At 63.9% G+C, this 19,360-nt stretch carries 20 protein-coding genes; 10 read left to right on the forward strand and 10 right to left on the reverse strand.

The features are described from left to right. Positions 1–6: 6 nt before the first annotated feature. The 3 genes from QM685_RS15385 to QM685_RS15395 all read right to left on the reverse strand — a co-directional run bounded on the left by QM685_RS15385 (position 7) and on the right by QM685_RS15395 (position 1,454). The gene (locus QM685_RS15385) at positions 7–780 is read right to left on the reverse strand and encodes a histidine kinase dimerization/phospho-acceptor domain-containing protein (protein ID WP_415117219.1); all 774 of its coding nucleotides are present in this window, start codon (positions 778–780) and stop codon (positions 7–9) included. A 35-nt stretch (positions 781–815) separates the two neighbouring features. Beyond that, positions 816–1,109 carry a hypothetical protein gene (locus tag QM685_RS15390; protein ID WP_415117220.1) on the reverse strand — a complete coding sequence of 98 codons (294 nt, stop codon included), beginning with the start codon at positions 1,107–1,109 and terminating at the stop codon, positions 816–818. Positions 1,110–1,190: 81 nt separating this feature from the next. Further along, positions 1,191–1,454, reverse strand: a complete 264-nt coding sequence (locus tag QM685_RS15395) for a hypothetical protein (protein ID WP_415117221.1) — start codon at positions 1,452–1,454, stop codon at positions 1,191–1,193. A gap of 281 nt (positions 1,455–1,735) precedes the next feature. On the opposite strand from QM685_RS15395, the gene QM685_RS15400 reads away from it, so the two are divergent. The 5 genes from QM685_RS15400 (at position 1,736) to QM685_RS15420 (ending at position 3,806) form a co-directional block, all read left to right on the forward strand. Next, positions 1,736–2,023, forward strand: a complete 288-nt coding sequence (locus tag QM685_RS15400) for a response regulator (RefSeq protein WP_415117222.1) — start codon at positions 1,736–1,738, stop codon at positions 2,021–2,023. Further along, positions 2,017–2,292 (forward strand): LuxR C-terminal-related transcriptional regulator, encoded by a 276-nt coding sequence (locus QM685_RS15405; RefSeq protein ID WP_415117223.1) that lies wholly within the window; start codon positions 2,017–2,019, stop codon positions 2,290–2,292. Before QM685_RS15400 ends, QM685_RS15405 begins: the two co-directional genes overlap by 7 nt. 33 nt (positions 2,293–2,325) lie before the next feature. Continuing rightward, a complete protein-coding gene (locus tag QM685_RS15410) occupies positions 2,326–2,541 on the forward strand; it encodes a hypothetical protein (RefSeq protein ID WP_415117224.1) in 216 nt (71 codons plus the stop codon). A 123-nt stretch (positions 2,542–2,664) separates the two neighbouring features. Continuing rightward, entirely contained in the window at positions 2,665–3,048 is a 384-nt protein-coding gene (locus QM685_RS15415; RefSeq protein ID WP_415117225.1) for an SHOCT domain-containing protein, read from the forward strand. A gap of 203 nt (positions 3,049–3,251) precedes the next feature. Next, the gene (locus tag QM685_RS15420; RefSeq protein ID WP_415117226.1) at positions 3,252–3,806 is read left to right on the forward strand and encodes a hypothetical protein; all 555 of its coding nucleotides are present in this window, start codon (positions 3,252–3,254) and stop codon (positions 3,804–3,806) included. A gap of 78 nt (positions 3,807–3,884) precedes the next feature. Here QM685_RS15420 and QM685_RS15425 read toward each other — a convergent pair whose 3' ends face one another. Continuing rightward, complete coding sequence (locus tag QM685_RS15425; RefSeq protein WP_415117227.1) at positions 3,885–5,471, reverse strand: phospholipase D family protein; 1,587 nt, start codon at positions 5,469–5,471, stop codon at positions 3,885–3,887. Between the two features lie 361 nt (positions 5,472–5,832). On the opposite strand from QM685_RS15425, the gene QM685_RS15430 reads away from it, so the two are divergent. Then, on the forward strand, positions 5,833–6,621 hold the full coding sequence (locus QM685_RS15430) for a hypothetical protein (protein WP_415117228.1): 789 nt from the start codon (positions 5,833–5,835) through the stop codon (positions 6,619–6,621). Between the two features lie 75 nt (positions 6,622–6,696). Here the strand turns inward: QM685_RS15430 and QM685_RS15435 are convergent, their stop codons facing one another. Beyond that, positions 6,697–7,938, reverse strand: coding sequence for a hypothetical protein (locus tag QM685_RS15435; protein ID WP_415117229.1), 1,242 nt, complete (start codon positions 7,936–7,938; stop codon positions 6,697–6,699). A 552-nt stretch (positions 7,939–8,490) separates the two neighbouring features. Here QM685_RS15435 and QM685_RS15440 point away from each other — a divergent pair. Then, positions 8,491–9,564 carry an AI-2E family transporter gene (locus QM685_RS15440; protein ID WP_415117230.1) on the forward strand — a complete coding sequence of 358 codons (1,074 nt, stop codon included), beginning with the start codon at positions 8,491–8,493 and terminating at the stop codon, positions 9,562–9,564. A 147-nt stretch (positions 9,565–9,711) separates the two neighbouring features. Here the strand turns inward: QM685_RS15440 and QM685_RS15445 are convergent, their stop codons facing one another. Further along, complete coding sequence (locus tag QM685_RS15445) at positions 9,712–11,829, reverse strand: glycoside hydrolase family 28 protein (protein WP_415117231.1); 2,118 nt, start codon at positions 11,827–11,829, stop codon at positions 9,712–9,714. 698 nt (positions 11,830–12,527) lie between these two features. Here QM685_RS15445 and QM685_RS15450 point away from each other — a divergent pair. From QM685_RS15450 to QM685_RS15460, 3 genes are all read left to right on the forward strand, one after another. Beyond that, positions 12,528–13,511, forward strand: coding sequence for a hypothetical protein (locus QM685_RS15450; RefSeq protein ID WP_415117232.1), 984 nt, complete (start codon positions 12,528–12,530; stop codon positions 13,509–13,511). A gap of 64 nt (positions 13,512–13,575) precedes the next feature. After that, positions 13,576–14,127 carry a helix-turn-helix domain-containing protein gene (locus QM685_RS15455; protein WP_415117233.1) on the forward strand — a complete coding sequence of 184 codons (552 nt, stop codon included), beginning with the start codon at positions 13,576–13,578 and terminating at the stop codon, positions 14,125–14,127. Further along, the gene (locus QM685_RS15460; RefSeq protein ID WP_415117234.1) at positions 14,124–14,540 is read left to right on the forward strand and encodes a VOC family protein; all 417 of its coding nucleotides are present in this window, start codon (positions 14,124–14,126) and stop codon (positions 14,538–14,540) included. Before QM685_RS15455 ends, QM685_RS15460 begins: the two co-directional genes overlap by 4 nt. A gap of 41 nt (positions 14,541–14,581) precedes the next feature. Here QM685_RS15460 and QM685_RS15465 read toward each other — a convergent pair whose 3' ends face one another. The 4 genes from QM685_RS15465 to QM685_RS15480 form a co-directional block, all read right to left on the reverse strand. Continuing rightward, entirely contained in the window at positions 14,582–15,628 is a 1,047-nt protein-coding gene (locus QM685_RS15465; RefSeq protein WP_415117235.1) for a CobW family GTP-binding protein, read from the reverse strand. After that, the gene (locus QM685_RS15470) at positions 15,629–16,615 is read right to left on the reverse strand and encodes an MBL fold metallo-hydrolase (RefSeq protein ID WP_415117284.1); all 987 of its coding nucleotides are present in this window, start codon (positions 16,613–16,615) and stop codon (positions 15,629–15,631) included. It abuts the gene before it with no gap. Between the two features lie 286 nt (positions 16,616–16,901). Next, positions 16,902–17,297 (reverse strand): 2-oxoglutarate dehydrogenase, encoded by a 396-nt coding sequence (locus QM685_RS15475; RefSeq protein WP_415117236.1) that lies wholly within the window; start codon positions 17,295–17,297, stop codon positions 16,902–16,904. 55 nt (positions 17,298–17,352) lie between these two features. Continuing rightward, positions 17,353–19,179, reverse strand: coding sequence for a S10 family serine carboxypeptidase-like protein (locus tag QM685_RS15480; RefSeq protein WP_415117237.1), 1,827 nt, complete (start codon positions 19,177–19,179; stop codon positions 17,353–17,355). Positions 19,180–19,360 lie beyond the last annotated feature (181 nt).

The raw sequence follows: 19,360 nt of genomic DNA on the forward strand, positions 1-19,360 counted from the left end.
CGGCCGCTACGCAGCGGCGCCGAGCCCCGCGACGAGCCGCAGATCCTTCGCGTGCGCGAGCGGCGCGAACATCGTCAGCGAGCGCGACACCACGTCGAGCGCATCGAACTCGACGTGTTCGAGCGTCATTTCGCCCGCTTCGATCTTCGAAAAATCGAGCACGTCGCTGATGATCGCGAGCAGCCCCTCCGACGACGCGCGAATCGTCGTCAGCCGGTCGCGTTGCAACGCGTTCAGCGACGATTGCGCGAGCAGTTCGAGATTGCCGAGCACCGCGTTCAGCGGCGTGCGGATCTCGTGGCTCATCGCGGCGAGGAACGCCGACTTCGCCGCGCTGGCCGAGTCGGCGGCTTGCCGCGCCTCGCGCAAATGCTGTTCGAGGCGTTTGCGCGCGGTCACGTCGGTCACGGCGACGACGAGCACGTCCTCGCCCTGGTAGCGCGACGGCGTCGCGCTGACGGCGAGGTCGACCGGATCGCCGTCGCGCGTGGGCAACGTCAGCTCTTCGTGCATCACTTCGCTGCCGGCATGCTCGCCGCCGCGCGCGCGTGCGCGATAGCGCGCGGCCAGCTCGGCCGACAGCGTCGGCGCCGGCACGACGACGCGTCGCGCCGTGTCGACCATCGCCGGGCTGCGCAACAGCGGCGTGCCGTCCTTCAGCGCGATCAGTCCGAGCCCGACGGGAGCGGTCTCGATCAGCGTGCGGCTCAACTGCTCGCTTTCGAACAGGCGCTGCGAGCGATCGAGCGCCGGGCGAACCGCGCGCTTTATGAAGGACATCAGGAACGTCCACGCGGCCACCAGCGTGATGAGCGTTATCGTCGCGCCGATAGCCAGTTGTGACCCATGCTCGCGATGATGTCGCGCCACGTGTATGTATGCACGAGCATCCAGCCCATGCCGCCGAGCGGTTCCACGATCGTGAACTTGCCGTTGTGCCACGTTTCGCCGGCTTTCTTCGTCATCGCCAGTATGCGTTGCGGGTCGTCCAGCGCTTCGTCGCGCGCTCGCGGGAGCGTGCTGTCGACGATCGTGTAGGCACCCCTGAAACGGCCGTCCGCGGCGAGCGGCGCGCTCAGGAAGTCGGGTTCGTATTCGGTGACCAGCATTGCGAACGGCGTAGCGTCGTTCGGCCCGCGCGCCGGCCCGGCTGTCGGCGGCGCCGGCCAGACCGGCGGCGAGCGCGGCCATTAGCCGTTCGGCCAGGCCATCTCCGCGCCGACCAGCGCGATCCGGAACGACGCCTTGCCCGCGCGGATCTGTTCCATGATCCGGTCGCGACAGGCGGCGAAGTTCTCGCGCTCGGCGGCCACGTGCGCGCGTATCGCCGACACCGTCGCGAGCATGAATGCGATCAGCAGCATCAGGGTCGTCACCACTCCGCCGCCGAACACCAGCAGCCGCTTATAACGGCGCAACTGATTCAACACGTTGTAGGGAGAGCTCGACGACATGGCAACACCGGAACATTTTGTGGACGTACGGCGCGCAAAAAGTATGGACTGCGGCCGACTTTGCATTATCCCGACATCACGAGTGAGCAGAATGTGGCATCCCGTTAAATAGGACGGGTACTATTTAAAAATCTAATATCTAGAACGTGTCCGAACGTTTTCGGTATGCACGAAGCGGTGGGGGCGTGCGAGGATGTTCCGCGGAAGCCGTTTCAGATACATTCGGCATGCATCCCACCCCCCCGTTTTTTTTCTCTCTCCCCCCATTCGCGGAGGTCCAGATGAACAGCGTGAAGATTCGTATCGTGCTTGCCGACGACCAGCCGGTGCTGCTCCCGGGCGTCAAGCACGAACTGTCCGTTCTTCCGATGCTGGAGATCATGGGCACGGCAGCGAATTCTGGGGAACTCATCAGGTTGCTCAATACGGTCGAATGCGATGTCGTCGTCACCGATTACGCGATGCCCGGCGGCGAGTACGGCGATGGCATGACGCTGCTGTCCTATTTGCGCAGGACCTGGCCGCCATCGTCGCGGAAATGTGGCGGCTCGGTATTCATTCGGTGCTGAACAAGGCCAAGGATATCGGCCATCTGGTGACCGCCATTCACGCGGTGCATGCGGCCGCGAGGTACTTTTCGTCGACGTTGACGGGGCTCGGCGGCACCGTGGCGCCCGCGCAGGTTTTCAGCCGCGCCGCGCCCGAACTCACGAGCCGAGAAGTGGAAGTGGTGCGGCTCTACGTCGGCGGCGCGACGATCAACGAAATCGCCGCGCAGTTGAACCGGACCAGGCAGACCGTCAGCGCGCAAAAGGGCACGGCGATGCGCAAGCGCTGATTCCTTGCGATGCTTTTCAGCCGGTTGCGGAAAATGCAAATTCCGCAGGTTGATCGGCGCAATGAAATGGCGGGCGGCGCGGAAGCCGGAAAAAAATCCTCGCGTTATTGTGCCGGGTTACGCTATAAAGATTACAAAGGCCGGCATCGGGAATATGCGTCGCGCAACGCAAGGAGAACAGATGAAACACGCGCTGAACAGCCGATGGGGGGCTTCATGCAAACCCTATGCACGCGCGTGCGCAATTGACATGCTGTCATGGTAAATTTTCAGCGCTGCTGGGCTGATTGCATGAGTTGTCCATAGCGAGTAACCATTAGATGGAAATCCAATAAGCCTTTCAATTTCAACCGGAATGAATGGAGAACAAGGATGCTTTTCTTTAATGATGGTTTCACGTTCACAAATTTCCTGGCCGATGTCTTTTCCATCTTCATGTTCATTTTGTGGTTCTGGCTGCTCATTACGGTTTCGGGCGACCTGTTCCGCCGTCATGACGTATCGGGTTGGGGCAAGGTTCTGTGGGTGATTTTCCTGATCATCCTGCCGTATATCGGTATCTTCGCGTACCTGCTCACGCAGCATCGCGGCATGGCGGAGCGCGATCAGGCACGCGCCAAACAGATGCGGGAAGACCTGCGCAACGTGGTGGGCTTCAGCGCCGCGGACGAACTGGAAAAGCTCGACCGGCTGAAGGCGTCCGGCTCGATCTCCGCGGAAGAACATGCGCGTCTGCGCGCGAAGATCATAGGGTAAGCAGCACGCCGTTGATGGCCGCCCTCGGCGAGCGGGCGTCTTGCCTGCATCGCCGAGGGCGGTAACCTGGTATCTGTCATCGCCAGCCCCCGCAAACATGAGCGCGATTTGCGAACGTTCCCGCTGTGTCGACGACACCAGGCTGGCAGAGACATTCCACGCCGCTCCGCTCATCGCATCATTGAACGTCACGGGAGGAACCCATGCCGACGCGCGTCGCTCACGTTCCCGATTCCGCCGCGCGAACCGCGCGCGCATCCATTAGCTGGCGCCGCGCGGCGCTCACGTGCGTAACGGCGCTGATCCTGGCCGGTTGCGCGCAGCCGTGGCAACAATTCCAGGCCGGCCAGGATCAGTCGGCGGTCATTGCCCGGATGGGCCCGCCGCGCGAAGTCCATGAACTGCCCAATGGCGGGCGCCGGCTCATGTGGCCGACCCAGCCGATGGGCTCGACCACTGTCGCCGCCGACATCGACGCTTCCGGCAAGATCGTCAGCGTGCGTCAGGTATTGCAACTGAGCGAATTCAATCGCGCGCAAATCGGCACATGGACGCGCGACGACGTGCTGGTCAATTTTGGCCGGCCCGTCGAAACGGCCTTTTTCCGTCGCTCGCAACGCGAAGTGTGGTCGTACCGTTATACGGAAAACAACATCACCCACCTGCTGTTCAACTTCTCGTTCGACACCAGCGGCGTGTTGCGTGAAGTGTCGCGTACGCCCGATCCGTTGCGCGATCGCGACTTGCGGCGTTTCTGATGGTCGCCGCGGCGCAGCGGCCCGGTTGCATATAAGAGCCAGGCATACCGAGGTATCCCTGGCTTTTTTGCGCGCCCGCTACAGCAGCGACTCGATCGGAAGAATCGACAACATCCACACACCGAGCCGCCCATACCACGTCGTATTGGGTTCGGTGTCGTGGCGGATTTCGACGTCGCCGTTGCGCTCGATCCAGTAGAGCTTGCCGTTTTCGTCGAGCCGCACCGCATACGCGACTTGAGGCAATAGCGCGAGGAACTTGCGATCGATCTGGGTCGCGAGCTCGGAGCTGTCGATCACGAGGCCAAGCTCGGTATTCAGATAGGCCGAGCGCGGGTCGAAGTTGAACGAGCCGACGAAGACCCGTTGCGAGTCGACGACAAACGTCTTCGCATGCAGACTGGAGCCCGAACTGCCGAACGGACCCGGCGACTGTTCTTTCTTGTCGGGCGTGCCCGGCATACGCCGTAGTTCGTACAGGTGCACGCCGTTCTTCAGCAGCTCGACGCGCCGCTTCATGTAGCCGGAGTGAACCGCGGCGACGTCCGTCGCCTCGAGCGCGTTCGTCAGGACGCGTACGTCGACACCTTTTCCGGCGAGGCCGGTCAGGTACTGCGTGCCGGTGCGCGCCGGCACGAAATACGGCGACACGAGATCGATTTCCTTTGTCGGGTCGCCCAGCACTTCGCGCATCTGATGAGGAATCAGCGCTTCCGGCGGCGCGTTGTTCAGCCCTTTCGCGGGGTCGTCGCTGATCATTTGCGTTCTGGCCCAGTCGAACGGCAGCGTGTCGTCGAGCATTTTCTGCACGACGTGCGGACCGCGCAGTGCCTCCATGTAGGCCGCGGCCGCTGGGTCCCCGGCGATCGCCTGCGCCTTGCGTTCGAGCACGGCTAACTGGTCGACGCTTTCGTGCGGCAGGATCCGCTCGGCCGGATAGGCCGACGCGCTCGCCCAGTAGCGGTCGAAGTCGCGCGAGACGTCGGCGGCGGCCGGCCCGACGGCCAGTACGTCGAGGTCGGCGAACACGACACCGTCGGTTGCGTCGAAGTACTCATCGCCGATGTTGCGGCCGCCGAGAATCGTGGCGGTGCTGTCGGCGGTCAGCGACTTGTTGTGCATGCGCCGGTTGGCGCGCGGAAAATCCGTCAGAAAGCCGACGAATTTCGGGTTGCGCACCACGAACGGATTGAACAGCCGCACCTCGATATTCGGATGCGCGTCGAGCGCCGCGAGCGTCGGGTCGAGCGAGGAGGGGGTGCCGAGATCGTCGAGCAGCAGCCGCACCCGTACGCCGCGGTCGGCCGCTTCGTGGATCTGTTCGAGCAGCAGCGTGCCGGTCAGATCATTGCGCCAGATGTAGTACTGGATATCGAGCGTGCGCTGCGCCGAGCGGATCAGGTCCATGCGCGCGGCGAACGCGACGTGCGCATCCGACAGCGGATAGATCCCCGCGAGGCCCGCATGGGTGGCAAGCTGGGGGGCGACGGCGCGGCCGAGGTCGGTGGTGGCGGCCTGCGCGGACGTCAATGCATGCGATTCGGTGCGATTCTCGAGCGAGGGCAACGCACAGCCGCCGAGCAGGCTCGCGCATAGCAGCAGCGCGGGTGTTGCGCCGAGCCATCGACGCAGCGGGTGGGACGGGGGGTGTTTCTGCGCTTGCATGAAGTCCAAAGGGTTCTTTGGGTCGTCGCGACCCTGCTGGTTTTACAACCGAAACTTCGCGGAAACATCGCGTCGGCACTGCTCGCCGGGTCTTGCGGCTTTGCAACTTGCGCTCTTTTACTCGCAATCCTGCGCGCGGTTTGCACACGGTTTGCACGCAGTTTTCATCGAGTAAGGAGAATACTATGACCGCAGCGTAATCGGTGGCCGCAACCGGTCTTGTTGCACAAACCGGTTTGTCCGATGATACGGGCAGGCTGCGCGAATTCAAACGGGGACCAACCCGGCACGCCCGTCGATCCGCGCCGCGTCACCCTCTACCGAGCGTTCCCGGGTTTTGCCCACTCCGGAGTCGAGCAACGTGAAGATTTCCCGCTTGCTGTCTGGCAGCGTCATGCTTTTCGTGGTGGGCGCGGTGTTGCAACTGATCTGGCCGCTTGCGCAGCCGGCGTCCTATCATCACTTCGCCGACGAACGCTCGCTCGGCTCGCTGCACAACGCGTCGGACGTGCTGTCGAACGTCGTGATCCTGATCGCGGGGATTCTCTGTCTCGACTGGGTGCGACGGCATGCGTCGAATCAACCGGCGCAATTTCCCGGCATGGTGGTCGCCGCGTTCGGACTCGTGCTGACCGCGTTTGGCTCAGCCTATTACCACGTGGCGCCGACCGATGCGACGCTCGTCTGGGATCGCTTGCCGATGACGATCGTGTTCGCCGGCATTCTCGCGATGCTATGGACATCGTGGAGCGGTCAGCGGGTCGGCTGGCCGCAACTGCTGATCATGGCCGTCGTATCGCCCGCGACCGTCGGCTACTGGCTGGCGTTCAACAGTCTGTGGCCGTACGCGATCCTGCAGTTCGGCGGGCTCGCGTTCATCATCGTCATGACGATGACGCGCAAGGTGAATGGCGTGTTCGGGTGGACGCTCGTGATCGTCTTCTACGGCGTCGCGAAGATTTTCGAGAGCCTCGACTGGCAGGTGTGGGAATTGACGCATCACGTGATCGCCGGCCATGCGCTCAAGCATGTGTCGAGCGGTCTCGCGGGCGCGTCGCTGATTCTGATCGCGAACGCGGTGCCGCGATCCGTCGCGGGGATCGTGCCGCGGCGGCCGGGCGGCATCGGTCATTCGCGCACGCCGCGCTAGGTTGCCGCCGTGCTCTTGCAGCAGATCGCACCGGCTGCAACCGTCACGCCGCACGAAGCCGGCGACCCCCGTTCGTCACTGCGGCTCGTACCACGAATACGTCGCCAGCGTGCTCACCGGCGGCGTGCCGATCTGCAGCGTGATATCCCGCAGCGACGTCAACTCGATATTGCGTATGTCGCCCATGTAGCGGCGCGAGTCGCCGTTGTCGTTGATATATGCGACCACATCTCCCGTGATGCCCGCGATGTTCGTGTTCGTCAGCGGCTCGCCCCAGATGTCGAAGAAATCGCCGAGCGTGTAGGTTTTGACGTTCGGTGCTTCGATATGGATGATGCCGGTCTGGTCGTGCGTATGCATCTCATACGTGCATTGCGACAGGATGCCGACGTTCATCGGCAACGCGAGCCACTGACCGTCCTTGATGATCGCAAGGTGCGCGTGCACGTGATACAGCACGCTCATGTCCGGCGCGCAGGTCAGCCCGTCGACCGGCGAGCCGGTGCCGCCCGTTGCCGTGCTGCCGTTCGGCCAGGCTCCGGTGGTGCCCACCACCCCGCCATACACGAGCGTGATCGGGTTCGGATCGAACGGCGGCGGATCGGTCCACGTGTAGGTGGGCACTTGCGTGAGCGGTGTGCCGATCATCACGGTGATTTCCGTATGCGGCTTCAGTACGAGGCTCGTGGGGTCGCCGGTGTATTGCGTGAGTGCGCCGCCGTCGTTCACATAGATCGCGACCGGCGAGCCGGTCAGACCCGCGACGTTCGACGCGCTGAGCGTCTCGCCCCAGATCGAGAAGAACTGCCCGAGCGTGTAGGACGCGCCAGTCGTCGCATCCATATGGATCTTGCCGCTCGAGTCGACTGTGTGGACCGGATAGGCACAGCCGGTCGGCGCGGCCAGGGTCGGCTCGACCATGCCGATGTCGGGGGGCAGGGTAAGCAGGCGGCCATTCTGGTAGATGGACAGATGCGCGTACGTGTAGGCGCTGCTGCGCAGCGCGCAATTGAGGCCGCCGACGGGCTGACCGGTTCCGCCCGTCGCGCTCACGCCCGCGGGCCAGTTGGTGTCGCCGAGTGTCGTGCCGTCGATGATCGGCGTCGCGGCGGCGAGCGTCGGCGTCGTGGCGCTCGCGTCGGAGGCGCCCGATGCGGGCGCGGGACTCGACGCGGGCGTTGGGCTCGACGCCGGTGTGCCGGCCGCGCCGTTCGAGCCTGTGCTGCCTGTGTCCGAACCACCACCGCCGCCGCCGCAACCGGCGAAGGTCAGGGCGAGGCCTAGTGCGACGAATCGTGCTCCCAGCCGTTCCAGCATCTCGTACTCCGTGCCGTGATTAAGAGGGATACGTGCAGCAGATATCGCACGCGGATATCGCACCGATATCCGCGGCGCATAGATACATGCGGGATACACGCGAGATGCGCGCGGCGCGGGCTTCGCTGCGTGGACGACGGTAATACCTCACCGCCGCGCCGCGGATGCGCCAGCGTCGGCTTATGTCAGGCCGGGTGAAACCTTTCAGGTCAGCGTAGCAGATGCGTGTCGCGAGCGAACCCGGTGAATCACAACGTTTTGCGACTTTCTGATGGCGCATTTCGGGGTGTCCGGGGCCCGATGGCGGGTGTGGCACGGCCGCCGAAGTCGCGTTCGCCGGCGCGTGATTCGTCGATGGAGCGATCTGTCGCGTTTTGTTTGGCGTGTCATCGTTATGTGCGAAGATCGGTGCTGTCTACCCTGAGACGTTCGTCGCTGGCGACCGTAAGATGGACAGCGGTCGTGGCGACGGGGACGGCAATGCCGCGCGAGGCGTGACGACCCGCGCGACGCTGGGGCGAACCTGTTTGCGGATCAATGGAGCACTGACAGATGACCGACAGATTGCAGGCATCCGTATGCGTGGTGGTGCTGCTGCTGATTGTGGGCTGGGTGCTCTATATCGGACGCGCGGTTTTCATTCCGATTGTGTTCGGCGTGATCGCGGTGTATGTGGTCGTCGATTTCACGCGCCTGCTGCAACGTATCCCGGTCATCGGCAAGCGGTTGCCGGTGCAACTGCGCTACGGGCTGTCGATGTTCCTGATCGCGGCCGGCATCTTCTTCGCGGTCGACATGCTCGTCGCGAACTACGATGCGCTGGTCGCGCTCGCGCCGCGCTACCAGGACTCGGTGCTCGCGATAATCCATAAAATTTCCGTGCTGCTGCATCTGGAAAGCGAACCGACCTGGGATTCGCTGCGGCGGAACATGCTCGCGCAGTTCAACATCCAGGCGATCGTGACGGGCATGCTCACGTCGCTGTCGTCGGTCATCATCGACCTCTTCGTGGTCGTGCTGTATGCGGCCTTTCTGCTCGTCGAGCGCGGCACGTTCGGCGAGAAGCTCGCGAACATGTCGGCGAATTCGACCAATGCCGCGCGGATCCGCGCGGTTGTCACCGACATCAACCGCCGCATCGGCGCGTACCTCGCGCTGAAGACGTTTCTCGGCGTGCTGCTCGGCGCCGTCTGCTGGGGCGCGATGCGTGGCATCGGTCTGGAATTCGCCGGGCTATGGGCGGTGCTGACCGCGTTGCTGAACTACGTGCCGTATATCGGCTCGGTGCTGGCGATCGTGTTCCCGGTGCTGATGTCGGTGCTGCAATTCGGCGACTTCAACTCGATACTGATCGTGCTGCTGTCGCTGACCGCGATTCACTTCGTGATCGGCAACATCCTCGATCCGTACATGATGGGCAACTCGCTGAACCTGAGCCCGTTCGCGATTCTCGCCAGCATGGCGGTATGGTCGGCGCTGTGGGGCGTGCCGGGCGCGTTTCTCGCGGTGCCGATCACGGTCAGCGTAACGATCATCTTCTCCGAGTTCGAAATGACGCGGCCGGTGGCGGTGCTGTTGTCGAAAAACGGCCGGCTCACTTACGGCAAGAGTCAGCCGGCGGCGTGACGCGGTCGGCGCGGCCGGCCGATAAAGGCAGCACGCCGGAAACGTTCTTCAGGTCCGGCGTGTTGAACACATATTCCGCGTACATCCCTGTCTCGACGCGTGCGGTTTGCCGCTGCCGCACGCCGTCGATTCACTACTACCCGGTGCTTACTGCGAACCCGCCCACGTCTGGCCGGTCGTCGACGAATCGCCGATTGCCGGGAAGTCGACGTACGCGGCGCTGCAATCGACCGCGTTCGCGGTGGAAAGCGACTGCGACGCGGAGCCGTTCAGCACGACCCGGTTCGCGGTCGACGGGAAGATCGGCAGGTTCACGTTGTTCAGCGTCAGGTTCGCGTCCGACGTGGTGACCGCCACGTTATCCGGCGAATCGGCGAGCACGTTCGTGAGCGTCATGCCGAGCGGAATCTGCGCGTGCGCAATGCCGCCCGAATTCGCCTCGAAACCCTCGAAAATCGCCGACGTACCGCCGATGATGTGGATGTTCGACAGCGAAATATCGTGGAAATCCGGCCACAGCGGCGTGGTCGGATTCGACAATGCCTTCGTGCTGTAGTACGGCGTGAACAGCAGCGCCTGGCCGCTATTGCGGATACAGATGTTGTTGTAGTTGATGTTCGTCACGAGACCGCCGCGTGCCCAGTCGGACTTGATGCGCAGCGCCTGCTCCGAGCCGTCGAACGAGTTGTCGTAGACCTGGATGTTCGTCACGCCCCCGTTGGTTTCGCTGCCGACCGAGATGCCGTGACCCGCGTAGATATGGTTGTGCGCGATGACAAAACCATACTTGCGATCGGTCGCGACGCCGCGATTGCCGTCGATGCCGTACAGGCCCGATTCCGCCGGGCTCGGGTTGTTGGAACCCTTCGGCGAGATGTCGTCGTCACCGGTGCTGATGTAGTTGTACGCGAACACCGCGTTCTTCAGATAACCGTCGAACGAGATCTTGCCGGCCGTCGAGGTCTTGCCCGCGCTGATCGTCAGCGCCTGCACGACGGGTTTCGATGCCGAAGCGGGGTCGAACGCGTCGGTGTTTTTCGCCGTATCGACGGTCGGCACCATGCCCAGGTAGTTCGGGTTGCCGTTGCCAGCCGGGTTGGCCGAAGCGGACGCCGACGGCGTCTGCACCTTGACGTTCCACACCGTGAGGCCGTCGACGCCGCTCGGCACGACGTGGAAGTTCGCGCTGTTGTTCAGCGTGATGCCGAAGAGCGTCAGGTTCTTCGCGTAGCTGAACACCATCATGCGGAAGTTCGACTGCGAGCCGACGCCGGTCGTGCCGTTCTCGATCATGTTGCCGAGCCACGCGAGATCCCACCAGGTCATGTGACGCGCGGAAGCCGACGTGTTGACGAAGTTGCCGCCGTCGTCGCAAGGCGTGCCTGTCGGAGCCTGCTGGCCCTGCGCATACGCGGCGTAGGTGTTCGTGCAGCTCAGGTCGACGCGCATCAGCGGATAGAGGCTGTTCGAGCTGACGATCTCCGACGCCGCGCGGCCGTCGATGCTGCCGCCGCCGACTACCGCCGAATTGACGAGGTAGTTGCCGCCGATCAGCGGCAGACAGTTGCCGGAGCTGCCTGCCTTGGTCGAGCTGACGGCCGTGTTCGCGCAGTACGGTCCGGAAGCGTTCGGCGCGTAGGCCATCACGTCACGCGTCGCGTACACGGTCACGCCGTTGTCGATCCACAGCGTGACGCCCGAGGGCAGCGTGAGCGGGCCCGTGATGAACGCGTTGCCCGGACCGGTGCTCGATACGACGAGGCGCACCGCGAACTTCTTCGCGCGATATTGCGAACCGGCGAGTTGCTGTGCCGACGCGCCCGAGATGTTCACGTTCGGCACGGCTGCCGCGGTTTGCGACGCGGCAGCCGCGGCGTCCGCCGCGGAGATCGCCGCGCCGACCTCGGCGTCCACGGCCGCGCCGCAGGCATCGAGCGCGGCCTGGATGCGCGCCTGGTCCGGATTCAGGATTGCCGCGGTCTTGCCGTTGTCGGCTTCCGGTCCCAATGCGCCGGTGGGCTGGCGCACCAGATTGTTGCTTGCCTCGAGCGTACTGCAGACCTGGTCCGTGGTTGGCAGTTGCGGTGCGGGCGGCAGATCGGGGTCGCTGGTCGTCGTGCCGACCTTGAACGGGGCGGGTGCCGCCGCAGCCGGCGGCGTGGTCGTACCGTTGTCCGCGCTCGACGCGGGCGGCGTGTTGTCGCCGCTGCCGCAAGCCGCGAGTGTTGCGGCGAAGCATGCAATGACGGTGAGTCTATAGAGCATGGATTTGTCCTGTTGTTGAAGAAGGCGATGTATTCAGATGTGCTCCGGTTTTCTTGACCGGGGCGGGCATGCGCAGCCGTCGCCTGAAAATGCAGCGACCTCGATTGCGCCGCGGGCGGCGCGGCGTCCCGCGGCGCGCATGGTCCGGCGATCAGTCGGCAATCCGCTTTGGGATGTCGCTGGGGGAGGTCATGTGCCGGCTGCGCGAAAGAGGAGCGCGCGTGGCTGGCGAGATCTGGTGCATCCTCTCTCTCCTACGATAGTTATACGATGACGTATAAATTCTATGTGAGAGCGTGCTGTCGTACACGCAGTACTTACCCGAACTTACTGCGTATTACGAGTTGTCTCTTGTCAACAAAGGGTGAACGGGGATGAAGGATTGCCGGCTGGGTTTCGATGATTATCGATGGCCTTTGCATGTTATATGACAACATATAAGATAATCGGCGAATCGAAGCGATGAGAAGGGGGCGCACGACCGCGACGATGCGAGCTTTTCGCTGCTTTTCAGAACTTCACAAAGCCTGATTTACAGCCGGTGTGTTCGATACTTTTTAAATGAACTGAAAAATTTCGATGCGACGGTTGACTCAGGTTTCACGCAAACCCATGCCACAATGGCCCCCGACGTCACGACCACGACCGCTGGTCGTCAGGCTGTACACCCTTTTTATAACCATGAAACCAGCCACTCGATGACGAAGGTTATCTGGACATTTCTGATTGCCGCTGCCGCCCTCGGCGCGACGGCAGGTCGGGCCTCCGCGCAGGAACTCGGACTGTACGCCGGGCCGCTCACAGGCGAACACAACCACACCTATTCATGGGCGCTCGACTATACGGAAGGTTTCGGCCATTACTTCGCCGGCAGCTTCACGTGGCTCAACGAAGGGCACATACCCGGCCATCATCGCGATGGTCCGGTCGCGCAGGTATGGGGCCGGCTCCCTGTGATGGACCGGCGCGTGGTCCTTGCACTCGGCGTCGGCCCGTATCGCTACTTCGATACCGAGGCGGCCGAACAGGGCGAGGGCTATTCGAATACGCACGGCTGGGGCGTCGTCTATAGCGCGCGCGCCACGTGGTATTCGACGCCGCGCTGGACCGCGAATCTGCAGCTCAACCATGTGCAGGTGAGGAGCGGCGAGTCGACTACCGCGATCCTGCTCGGCATCGGCTACCAGCTCGATGCGCCCGACACGCCGGGTCCGCGCGATTTCGCGCTGCCGCGCACGAACAGGGTGACGAACAACGAAATCACGCTGATGGCGGGCCAGACGATTCTGAACAGCCTCGACTCGCGGGCGTCGGCGGCGGAGGCGATCGAATACCGGCGCGGACTGACGCCGTATCTCGATGCGACGCTCGGTTACCTGCACGAAGGCAATGGCCTGTCCGCGCGCCGCGACGGCATGACCGCGCAACTGTGGCTGACGCGCGCCTTCTTCAACGACCGCTTTGCGATCGGCGTCGGCGCGGGCGCGTACGCGGCGATCCATCACGGCGATTCCAACGACAATCGCGACACGGGCGACGGCATTCTGTCGGGACTGCTGTCCCTCACGGCTTCGTACCGCGTCACGCAGCACTGGTCGGCGCGCGTCACGTGGAATCGCGTGATGACGCGTTATAGCCGCGATACCGATGTGATTCTCGGCGGTATCGGGTATCGGTTCTGACGCGAGGCGGGTCTGCGCGGCGGCTAAACTACTGGCTTACCGCCAGCGCCGTCCATCCGAACTCATGCCCGGTCGCCAGCATCGTCACGTTCAGTCATCCCCGTCGCAGACTACCGCCGGCGCACTGGAAGACCCGGCCCTGCTGCGCCGGCTGCTGCGCGCCAAAGACCGCATGGACGCCGCATCGCACGAGGCCTGGCCGGTCCGGCGTCTCGCCGAAGTCAGCGGCGTGTCGCAAGCGCATTTCGCGCGCTCGTTCAAGCGGGCCTTCGGCGTTCCGCCGCACCGCTATCTACTGACACGGCGTATCGAGCAAGCCATTACGCTGTTGCGCGACACCGACCTCGGCATCACCGATATCGCCTTCGCAACCGGATGGGAAAGCCTCGGCACGTTCGGCCGCATCTTTCGCGACATCACCGGCCGCAGCCCGAGCGAGATGCGCGTCGACGCGCGAGCCGATCAGTCGCAACGCGAGCGCGTGCCTGCCTGCGTGCTGAAGGCCGCGCAACGTCCCGACCTCACGATCGCAGTTTTGGAGAAGCGCCGCCGCGTGGCCGGCGATACAGTCGAGCCGTCGAAACCATCGAAGTCGTCAACGAGGGAGGAGCGATGAACCAGGGTATCAACGTGGTCGGCCTGTACGTCGACAATCAGGACGAGGCGCTCGCGTTTTACGTCGACAAACTCGGCTTTCGTGTTCACACGGACGTGCGCAACGGGTCCTACCGGTGGCTGACGGTCCAGCATCCGGAGCAGCCGTCGTTCCAGCTCGGCCTCTTCACACCTGGCCCGCCGATACACGACGAAGCCACCGCGCAGACACTGCGCGCGATGGTCGCGAAAGGGGCGATGCCGCCTCTGGTGCTTTCGGTCGCCGACTGCCGGGCGAGTTACGAGCAACTGAAGGCGCGCGGCGTGGAATTCACGCAGGAGCCGGTGGACCGTTACGGCAGCGTCGATGCCGGTTTTCGCGATCCCGCCGGTAACGGCTGGAAGATGATCGAGGCGCCGGCGAGCAAGAAGTAAAGGCTGGCGACCCCCCGGCAATCAGGTATCGCCGAGGGGTCTTATCCGCACGCTTCGGCTTCGCGCAGGAAATGCGCAATCGTGTCCTCGATGACCGTTCTCGTGAGTCCCTGGACGATGAACACGAGCCGCGTCGTGCGATCGTCGTCGGGCCATGCGTCCAGACGCAGCGGTTCATGCAGCAACTGCTGCACGCCATGAAACACGATCGGCCGCGCCTCGCCGATGAAATTGCCGATTCCCTTGACCCGCAGAATGCGCTCGCCGTGATAGCCGAGCAGCACGGTCAGCGCGGTTTCGAAGGCCTGCATCGGCAACGGCTGCGCGTAAGTGAGGCAGAAACTGTCGATGTCCGGATGGGCGGCGCGTGATGCCGTCGTGCCGCCCATCAACGACTTGCGCGACGATGGCGCGGCGCGCAGCCAGGGGCGCAACGTACGCGGCGTCAGGATGCCGAGCAGGTGCCGTGCGTCGATCTCGCCGTTGCGCACGGGGATGCGCGTCGCGGTCGGGTTCAACGTTTCGAGCGTCGCCATGAGCTCGGCGAGCGCGTCATCGTCGACGAGTTCCGCTTTGGTCAGCAGAAGCCGGTCCGCGACCGCGACCTGCTGACGCGATTCCTCGTGCCGCGCGAATTGCGCGGCACCGTGCTTCGCATCGACGGTCGTCACGATGCCGTCGAGTTGCAAACGGCCCTCGAGCGCGGCGTCGCCGAGCAGCAGCGAGATCACCGGGCCGGGTCGCGCCAGCCCCGTGGTCTCGATCAGAATCCGCTCGAACGCGGGAATCTCGCCGCGCTCGCGGCGCGCCAGCAATTCGGCGACGGTGGCCGCCAGTTCGTCGCGCACGCCGCAGCACAGGCAGCCGTTTTCGAGCAGCGCGACGGTTTCGTCGCGTGACGTGCTGACGAACAGATGGTCGAGACCGATTGCGCCGAGTTCGTTGATGATCACCGCGCAACGGCCCAGCGCTGGCTGCGGCAGCAGGCGATTGAGCAGCGTGGTCTTGCCCGAGCCAAGAAAACCCGTCAGCAACGTGACGGCGATCGTGGCGGCAGGCGCCGCTTGCGTGATGGCGTTCTCAGGCACTCAGATCACCTGCAGGTCCTTGCCGACGATGACCTGTCCGTTGAAATGCCTGCGCGCGCCGGCGGCCCACATGTCGTCGGTGATCGCGGGGTCGCCGCCCGGCACGAAATGGCTCAGCACCAGCGTCTTCACGCCGGCGGCCGCGGCAATCCGGCCGACCTGTTCGGTCGTGGTGTGGCTTTTCATCAGGTGATCGAGCAGCGTGGGCGCGTTGTCGACGGTCTTCATCAGCTTTTCGAGCGCGGGCAGGTACATCACTTCATGCACGAGCACGTCCGCGCCCTTCGCGAATTCGGCGAGCGGCGGGTAATAGGTCGTGTCGCCGGAGAACACGATGGTGCGGTCGTGCGTTTCGAAGCGGTAGGCGAACGCCGGCTTGATCGTGTAGTGGTCGACCAGTTGTGACGTGACGCGCACGCGGTCGTCCTGCATCACGACGCGCGGGCCGTCGAATTCATGAACGTTGATCAGCGGCCGCAGCGGCGGACGGCCTTCTTCGCGCATGCGCACGTCGAGATCGATCGCGTTCATGTCGACGAAGTCGTCCATCATCTTCGTGATGCGCGGCGGTCCGTACAGATTGACGGGGGTGCGCAGGCCGGTGGCCCAGGCGAGGAACACGAGGTTGCCGAGATCGGCGTTGTGATCCGAGTGGTGATGCGTCAGGAAGATGTCGCGGATATTCGGCAGCTTGATGCCCGCCTTCGTCAACTGCAGCGCGACGCCGTTGCCGCAATCGACCACGTAGGGCTGACCGTCGACGACCAGCACGTTCGACGGCGCCGCGCGCAGGTCGGACGGCGTCGGGCCGCCCTTGGTGCCGAGCAGGATCAGCTGCGTGCCTTTTGCCGAGGGGCCGGCGGTGGTCGCGAAGGTGGCCGTGGTCGATGTGGTCTGCGTGGTCGCGGCGCTGGCCGGCGACTGCGCGTTCGCGTCCTGCATCCAGGGCAGCGCGGCGGTCGTGCCGGCGGTCACGGCAAGACGCATGAAGTCGCGGCGGGAGCGTCCAAACGGCTGATCACTCATGGGTTTCGTCTCCTGAGGTTGCGCTGTTCTTGTTGGAGTGGGCCCGGATTCTTGTGCAGGCGGGACCGTGAACCTCTGGATTCTAGCGATTTCGCAGGGGGATGGAATACGTGCCATGCCTGGTCGCGATGCGCGTATCTCTGCGCTTGCGGTCGTCGAATGCAATACGGTGAATGCAATACGGCCGGCGGCACGTCACGTAATCGCAACGCACCACCGGCCGCCGGGACGGATCAACGAAGAATCGCTACTGATGCTGCTGCAGATACTGCCTGACGTCGTTCAACGTCACGCGTCCCGTATGCGCGGTGTCGATCTCGTCAAAGTGCTTCGCGATATAGCCGAGCCCATTGCTTTGAGCCTGCGCCTTGGTGATCGCGGAGCCGTCGCTCAGGACCGAGTTCGCGCCCAGCCTGCTCTCCATCCGCTGCTGGGCCTGCTGTTGCAGCGTCGAGCCGGTCGTCGGCGTGACAGCCGCGACACGGTTGCGAGGAAAGAACGGACCGTCCACGCCGCGGCCGCCCTGGGGCAGCGTGACCGGCGCCACGTCCTGCGGCGGTAACGCGTGCGCACTGCCGGCGACGACACCGAAGACGATCAATGCAAGCGTACGTCGCAACATATCGATTGGAGACATGATCATTCGCCATAAATAGGTAAACGGAGGGCTCCCCTCGCGGAGAACCCGCTATCGATCATCAGGGCGCGGCCGCGGCGACCGCCTCGCTCGTCGGCGTACCGGCCGGCGCTTCGTCGGACCACGGCTGCGGCAGTGTCGCGAGCCTGAGGGCGCCCGGAATCGGCGTGCCCTGATAGAAGTTCGCGAGGTCCGCTTTCATTTGCGGGCGCGCAACGTCATCCAGATAGATCATGTGGCCGCCCTGGAAGAAGTTCACCTGCAGATTCGGATTGAGCCCGTGCACCGTCTTGAGCCGCGCGAGCTGCTTCTCGGTATTGAAGAACGGCGTGGCGAGATCGTGGAAGCCGTTCTCCGAGAGCACCTTGAGCTGCGGATTCAGCGTGAGCGCGCCGAGCAGATCCGGAATCGTGTCGGGCAACGGCTGGCCGCCATGCGAGAAATCCCATACCTCGATGATGCTGTCGTTCAACGGCATGTACGTCGCGTTCGGCGCCGTGTAGCCGAGGTAATCCGGCATTTGCGTGGCCAACGCATTCGTGAACGGCTCGGAGATCAGGATATCCGACGGATCGCCGTCGGACTGCAGCCGCGGGTCGGAGTTGGGCAGCGACACGCGTCCGTCGTAGCGGCCGATCGTCATGCCCGGAACCAGCGTGATGTTGAACGGATTCACGTTGAAGTAGCCCTGCATCGCCTGCAGCGTCAGGCCGGACTCCGCATCCCAGATCTGCTCCGTCCACGTCGGCGGGAAATTCGGCGGCCCGGCGAAATCGGGGGCACCGAGCTGGGCCAGCGTCCAGTACAGCGAATAGTTCTTGAACCAGTTGTAGTTGGCCGTCACGAACGCTTCGCTGCGCAGCGCATAGAGAGGCAGATTCACGGGCGCGGGCGACACCTGGTTGTAGTAGGCCGCCACCGCCGCGTAGCCCGGCATATAGCCGCTCAGCGTATCGGTCTCGAGCGCGAGTTGCGCGGTCGATCCGGTGATGGCCACCGCCTCGATCGCATCGGCGAAGTAGTTCAGGATCGACGACTGCAGCACGATGCCCGTCAGATGCACACCGGCCGATTCGAGCGCGAGCGCGAGGATGTCGGTGCGAGGCGTGCCGTACGATTCGCCGTACAGATAGATCGGCGAACTGCTGCGCGCGTTGACGTCGAGGTAGCGGACGATGAAGTCGCGCATGATGTTCGCGTCCGCATCGGTGTTCCAGTAGGTCTGGTTCGTGTTCGGCAGGATCGCTTCGGAGAGGCCCGTTCCCGGTGGGTCGATGAACACGAGGTCCGTCGTGTCGATCAGGCTTTCGGTGTTGTTCACCAGCGGGAAGTTCGGCCAGCTCGTGCCGTTCAGCAGCGGGTCGGTGGTGGCGACGCGCGTCGGCGCAAACGACCCGAGGCGCAGCCAGATCGACGAGGAGCCGGGCCCGCCGTTATAGACGAACGTGACGGGCCGCGGCGCGCCGTTGGTGGACGGCGCGGTGTAGGCCACGTAGGACATCGTGGCTTCGGGCGCGCCGCTCTTCAGATCCATCGCGGTCAGGTGGCCGGTGGTGGTCGTATAGTTGACGGTGCTGTTGCCCGAGGTCCACTGGTAATGCATGGTCGCCGCTTTTTCCGCCACCTGCGCGGCGGCAAGACCGGCGCTCGCGGTCGTCGAATAGGCGATGGGATCGGTGTAGGGCTGATTGGCCGCGGGCGACTGAGGCGACTGTGCCTGATTGGCGACCTGCGCCATGCTGGTCGGCACCACCGAGGCCGATGAACCGCCGTCCGCGCCGCCGCATCCCGCAAGGATCACGACGACGAGTGCCAGCGCGCCTGGCGCGGCTATCCGGCTGAGACGGCGGATCTGACCGTCGCCGGTACTTCTCCTGTCTGGTTTCATCTCATTCCCTGTTGACTGGTTGAGGAACGCTGCATAAAGGCCGCTTTTCGCCGGTCGCGCGCGTTGAAGATCGAACAACCCGCGCCGCGCTCGAGGGCACGCAGCGGTTGCATTGACTTTTTCCAGAATGCCGTAATTCAAATTGCCTGCATTAATATTTCTATATGCTTTCTGTCCAGTG

It is taken from the genome of Paraburkholderia sp., from assembly GCF_047605525.1.
Lineage (GTDB): Bacteria > Pseudomonadota > Gammaproteobacteria > Burkholderiales > Burkholderiaceae > Paraburkholderia.

Bases quoted from the DNA above. Each gene is read 5' to 3' on its own strand.
- QM685_RS15435 (WP_415117229.1), bottom strand. From the start codon at position 7,938: ATGCTGGAACGGCTGGGAGCACGATTCGTCGCACTAGGCCTCGCCCTG.
- QM685_RS15425 (WP_415117227.1), bottom strand. From the start codon at position 5,471: ATGCAAGCGCAGAAACACCCCCCGTCCCACCCGCTGCGTCGATGGCTC.
- QM685_RS15445 (WP_415117231.1), bottom strand. From the start codon at position 11,829: ATGCTCTATAGACTCACCGTCATTGCATGCTTCGCCGCAACACTCGCG.
- QM685_RS15460 (WP_415117234.1), top strand. From the start codon at position 14,124: ATGAACCAGGGTATCAACGTGGTCGGCCTGTACGTCGACAATCAGGAC.
- QM685_RS15455 (WP_415117233.1), top strand. From the start codon at position 13,576: ATGCCCGGTCGCCAGCATCGTCACGTTCAGTCATCCCCGTCGCAGACT.
- QM685_RS15470 (WP_415117284.1), bottom strand. From the start codon at position 16,615: ATGCGTCTTGCCGTGACCGCCGGCACGACCGCCGCGCTGCCCTGGATG.
- QM685_RS15420 (WP_415117226.1), top strand. From the start codon at position 3,252: ATGCCGACGCGCGTCGCTCACGTTCCCGATTCCGCCGCGCGAACCGCG.
- QM685_RS15390 (WP_415117220.1), bottom strand. From the start codon at position 1,109: ATGCTGGTCACCGAATACGAACCCGACTTCCTGAGCGCGCCGCTCGCC.
- QM685_RS15410 (WP_415117224.1), top strand. From the start codon at position 2,326: ATGCAAATTCCGCAGGTTGATCGGCGCAATGAAATGGCGGGCGGCGCG.
- QM685_RS15440 (WP_415117230.1), top strand. From the start codon at position 8,491: ATGACCGACAGATTGCAGGCATCCGTATGCGTGGTGGTGCTGCTGCTG.
- QM685_RS15400 (WP_415117222.1), top strand. From the start codon at position 1,736: ATGAACAGCGTGAAGATTCGTATCGTGCTTGCCGACGACCAGCCGGTG.
- QM685_RS15475 (WP_415117236.1), bottom strand. From the start codon at position 17,297: ATGATCATGTCTCCAATCGATATGTTGCGACGTACGCTTGCATTGATC.
- QM685_RS15385 (WP_415117219.1), bottom strand. From the start codon at position 780: ATGTCCTTCATAAAGCGCGCGGTTCGCCCGGCGCTCGATCGCTCGCAG.
- QM685_RS15415 (WP_415117225.1), top strand. From the start codon at position 2,665: ATGCTTTTCTTTAATGATGGTTTCACGTTCACAAATTTCCTGGCCGAT.
- QM685_RS15450 (WP_415117232.1), top strand. From the start codon at position 12,528: ATGACGAAGGTTATCTGGACATTTCTGATTGCCGCTGCCGCCCTCGGC.
- QM685_RS15395 (WP_415117221.1), bottom strand. From the start codon at position 1,454: ATGTCGTCGAGCTCTCCCTACAACGTGTTGAATCAGTTGCGCCGTTAT.
- QM685_RS15480 (WP_415117237.1), bottom strand. From the start codon at position 19,179: ATGAAACCAGACAGGAGAAGTACCGGCGACGGTCAGATCCGCCGTCTC.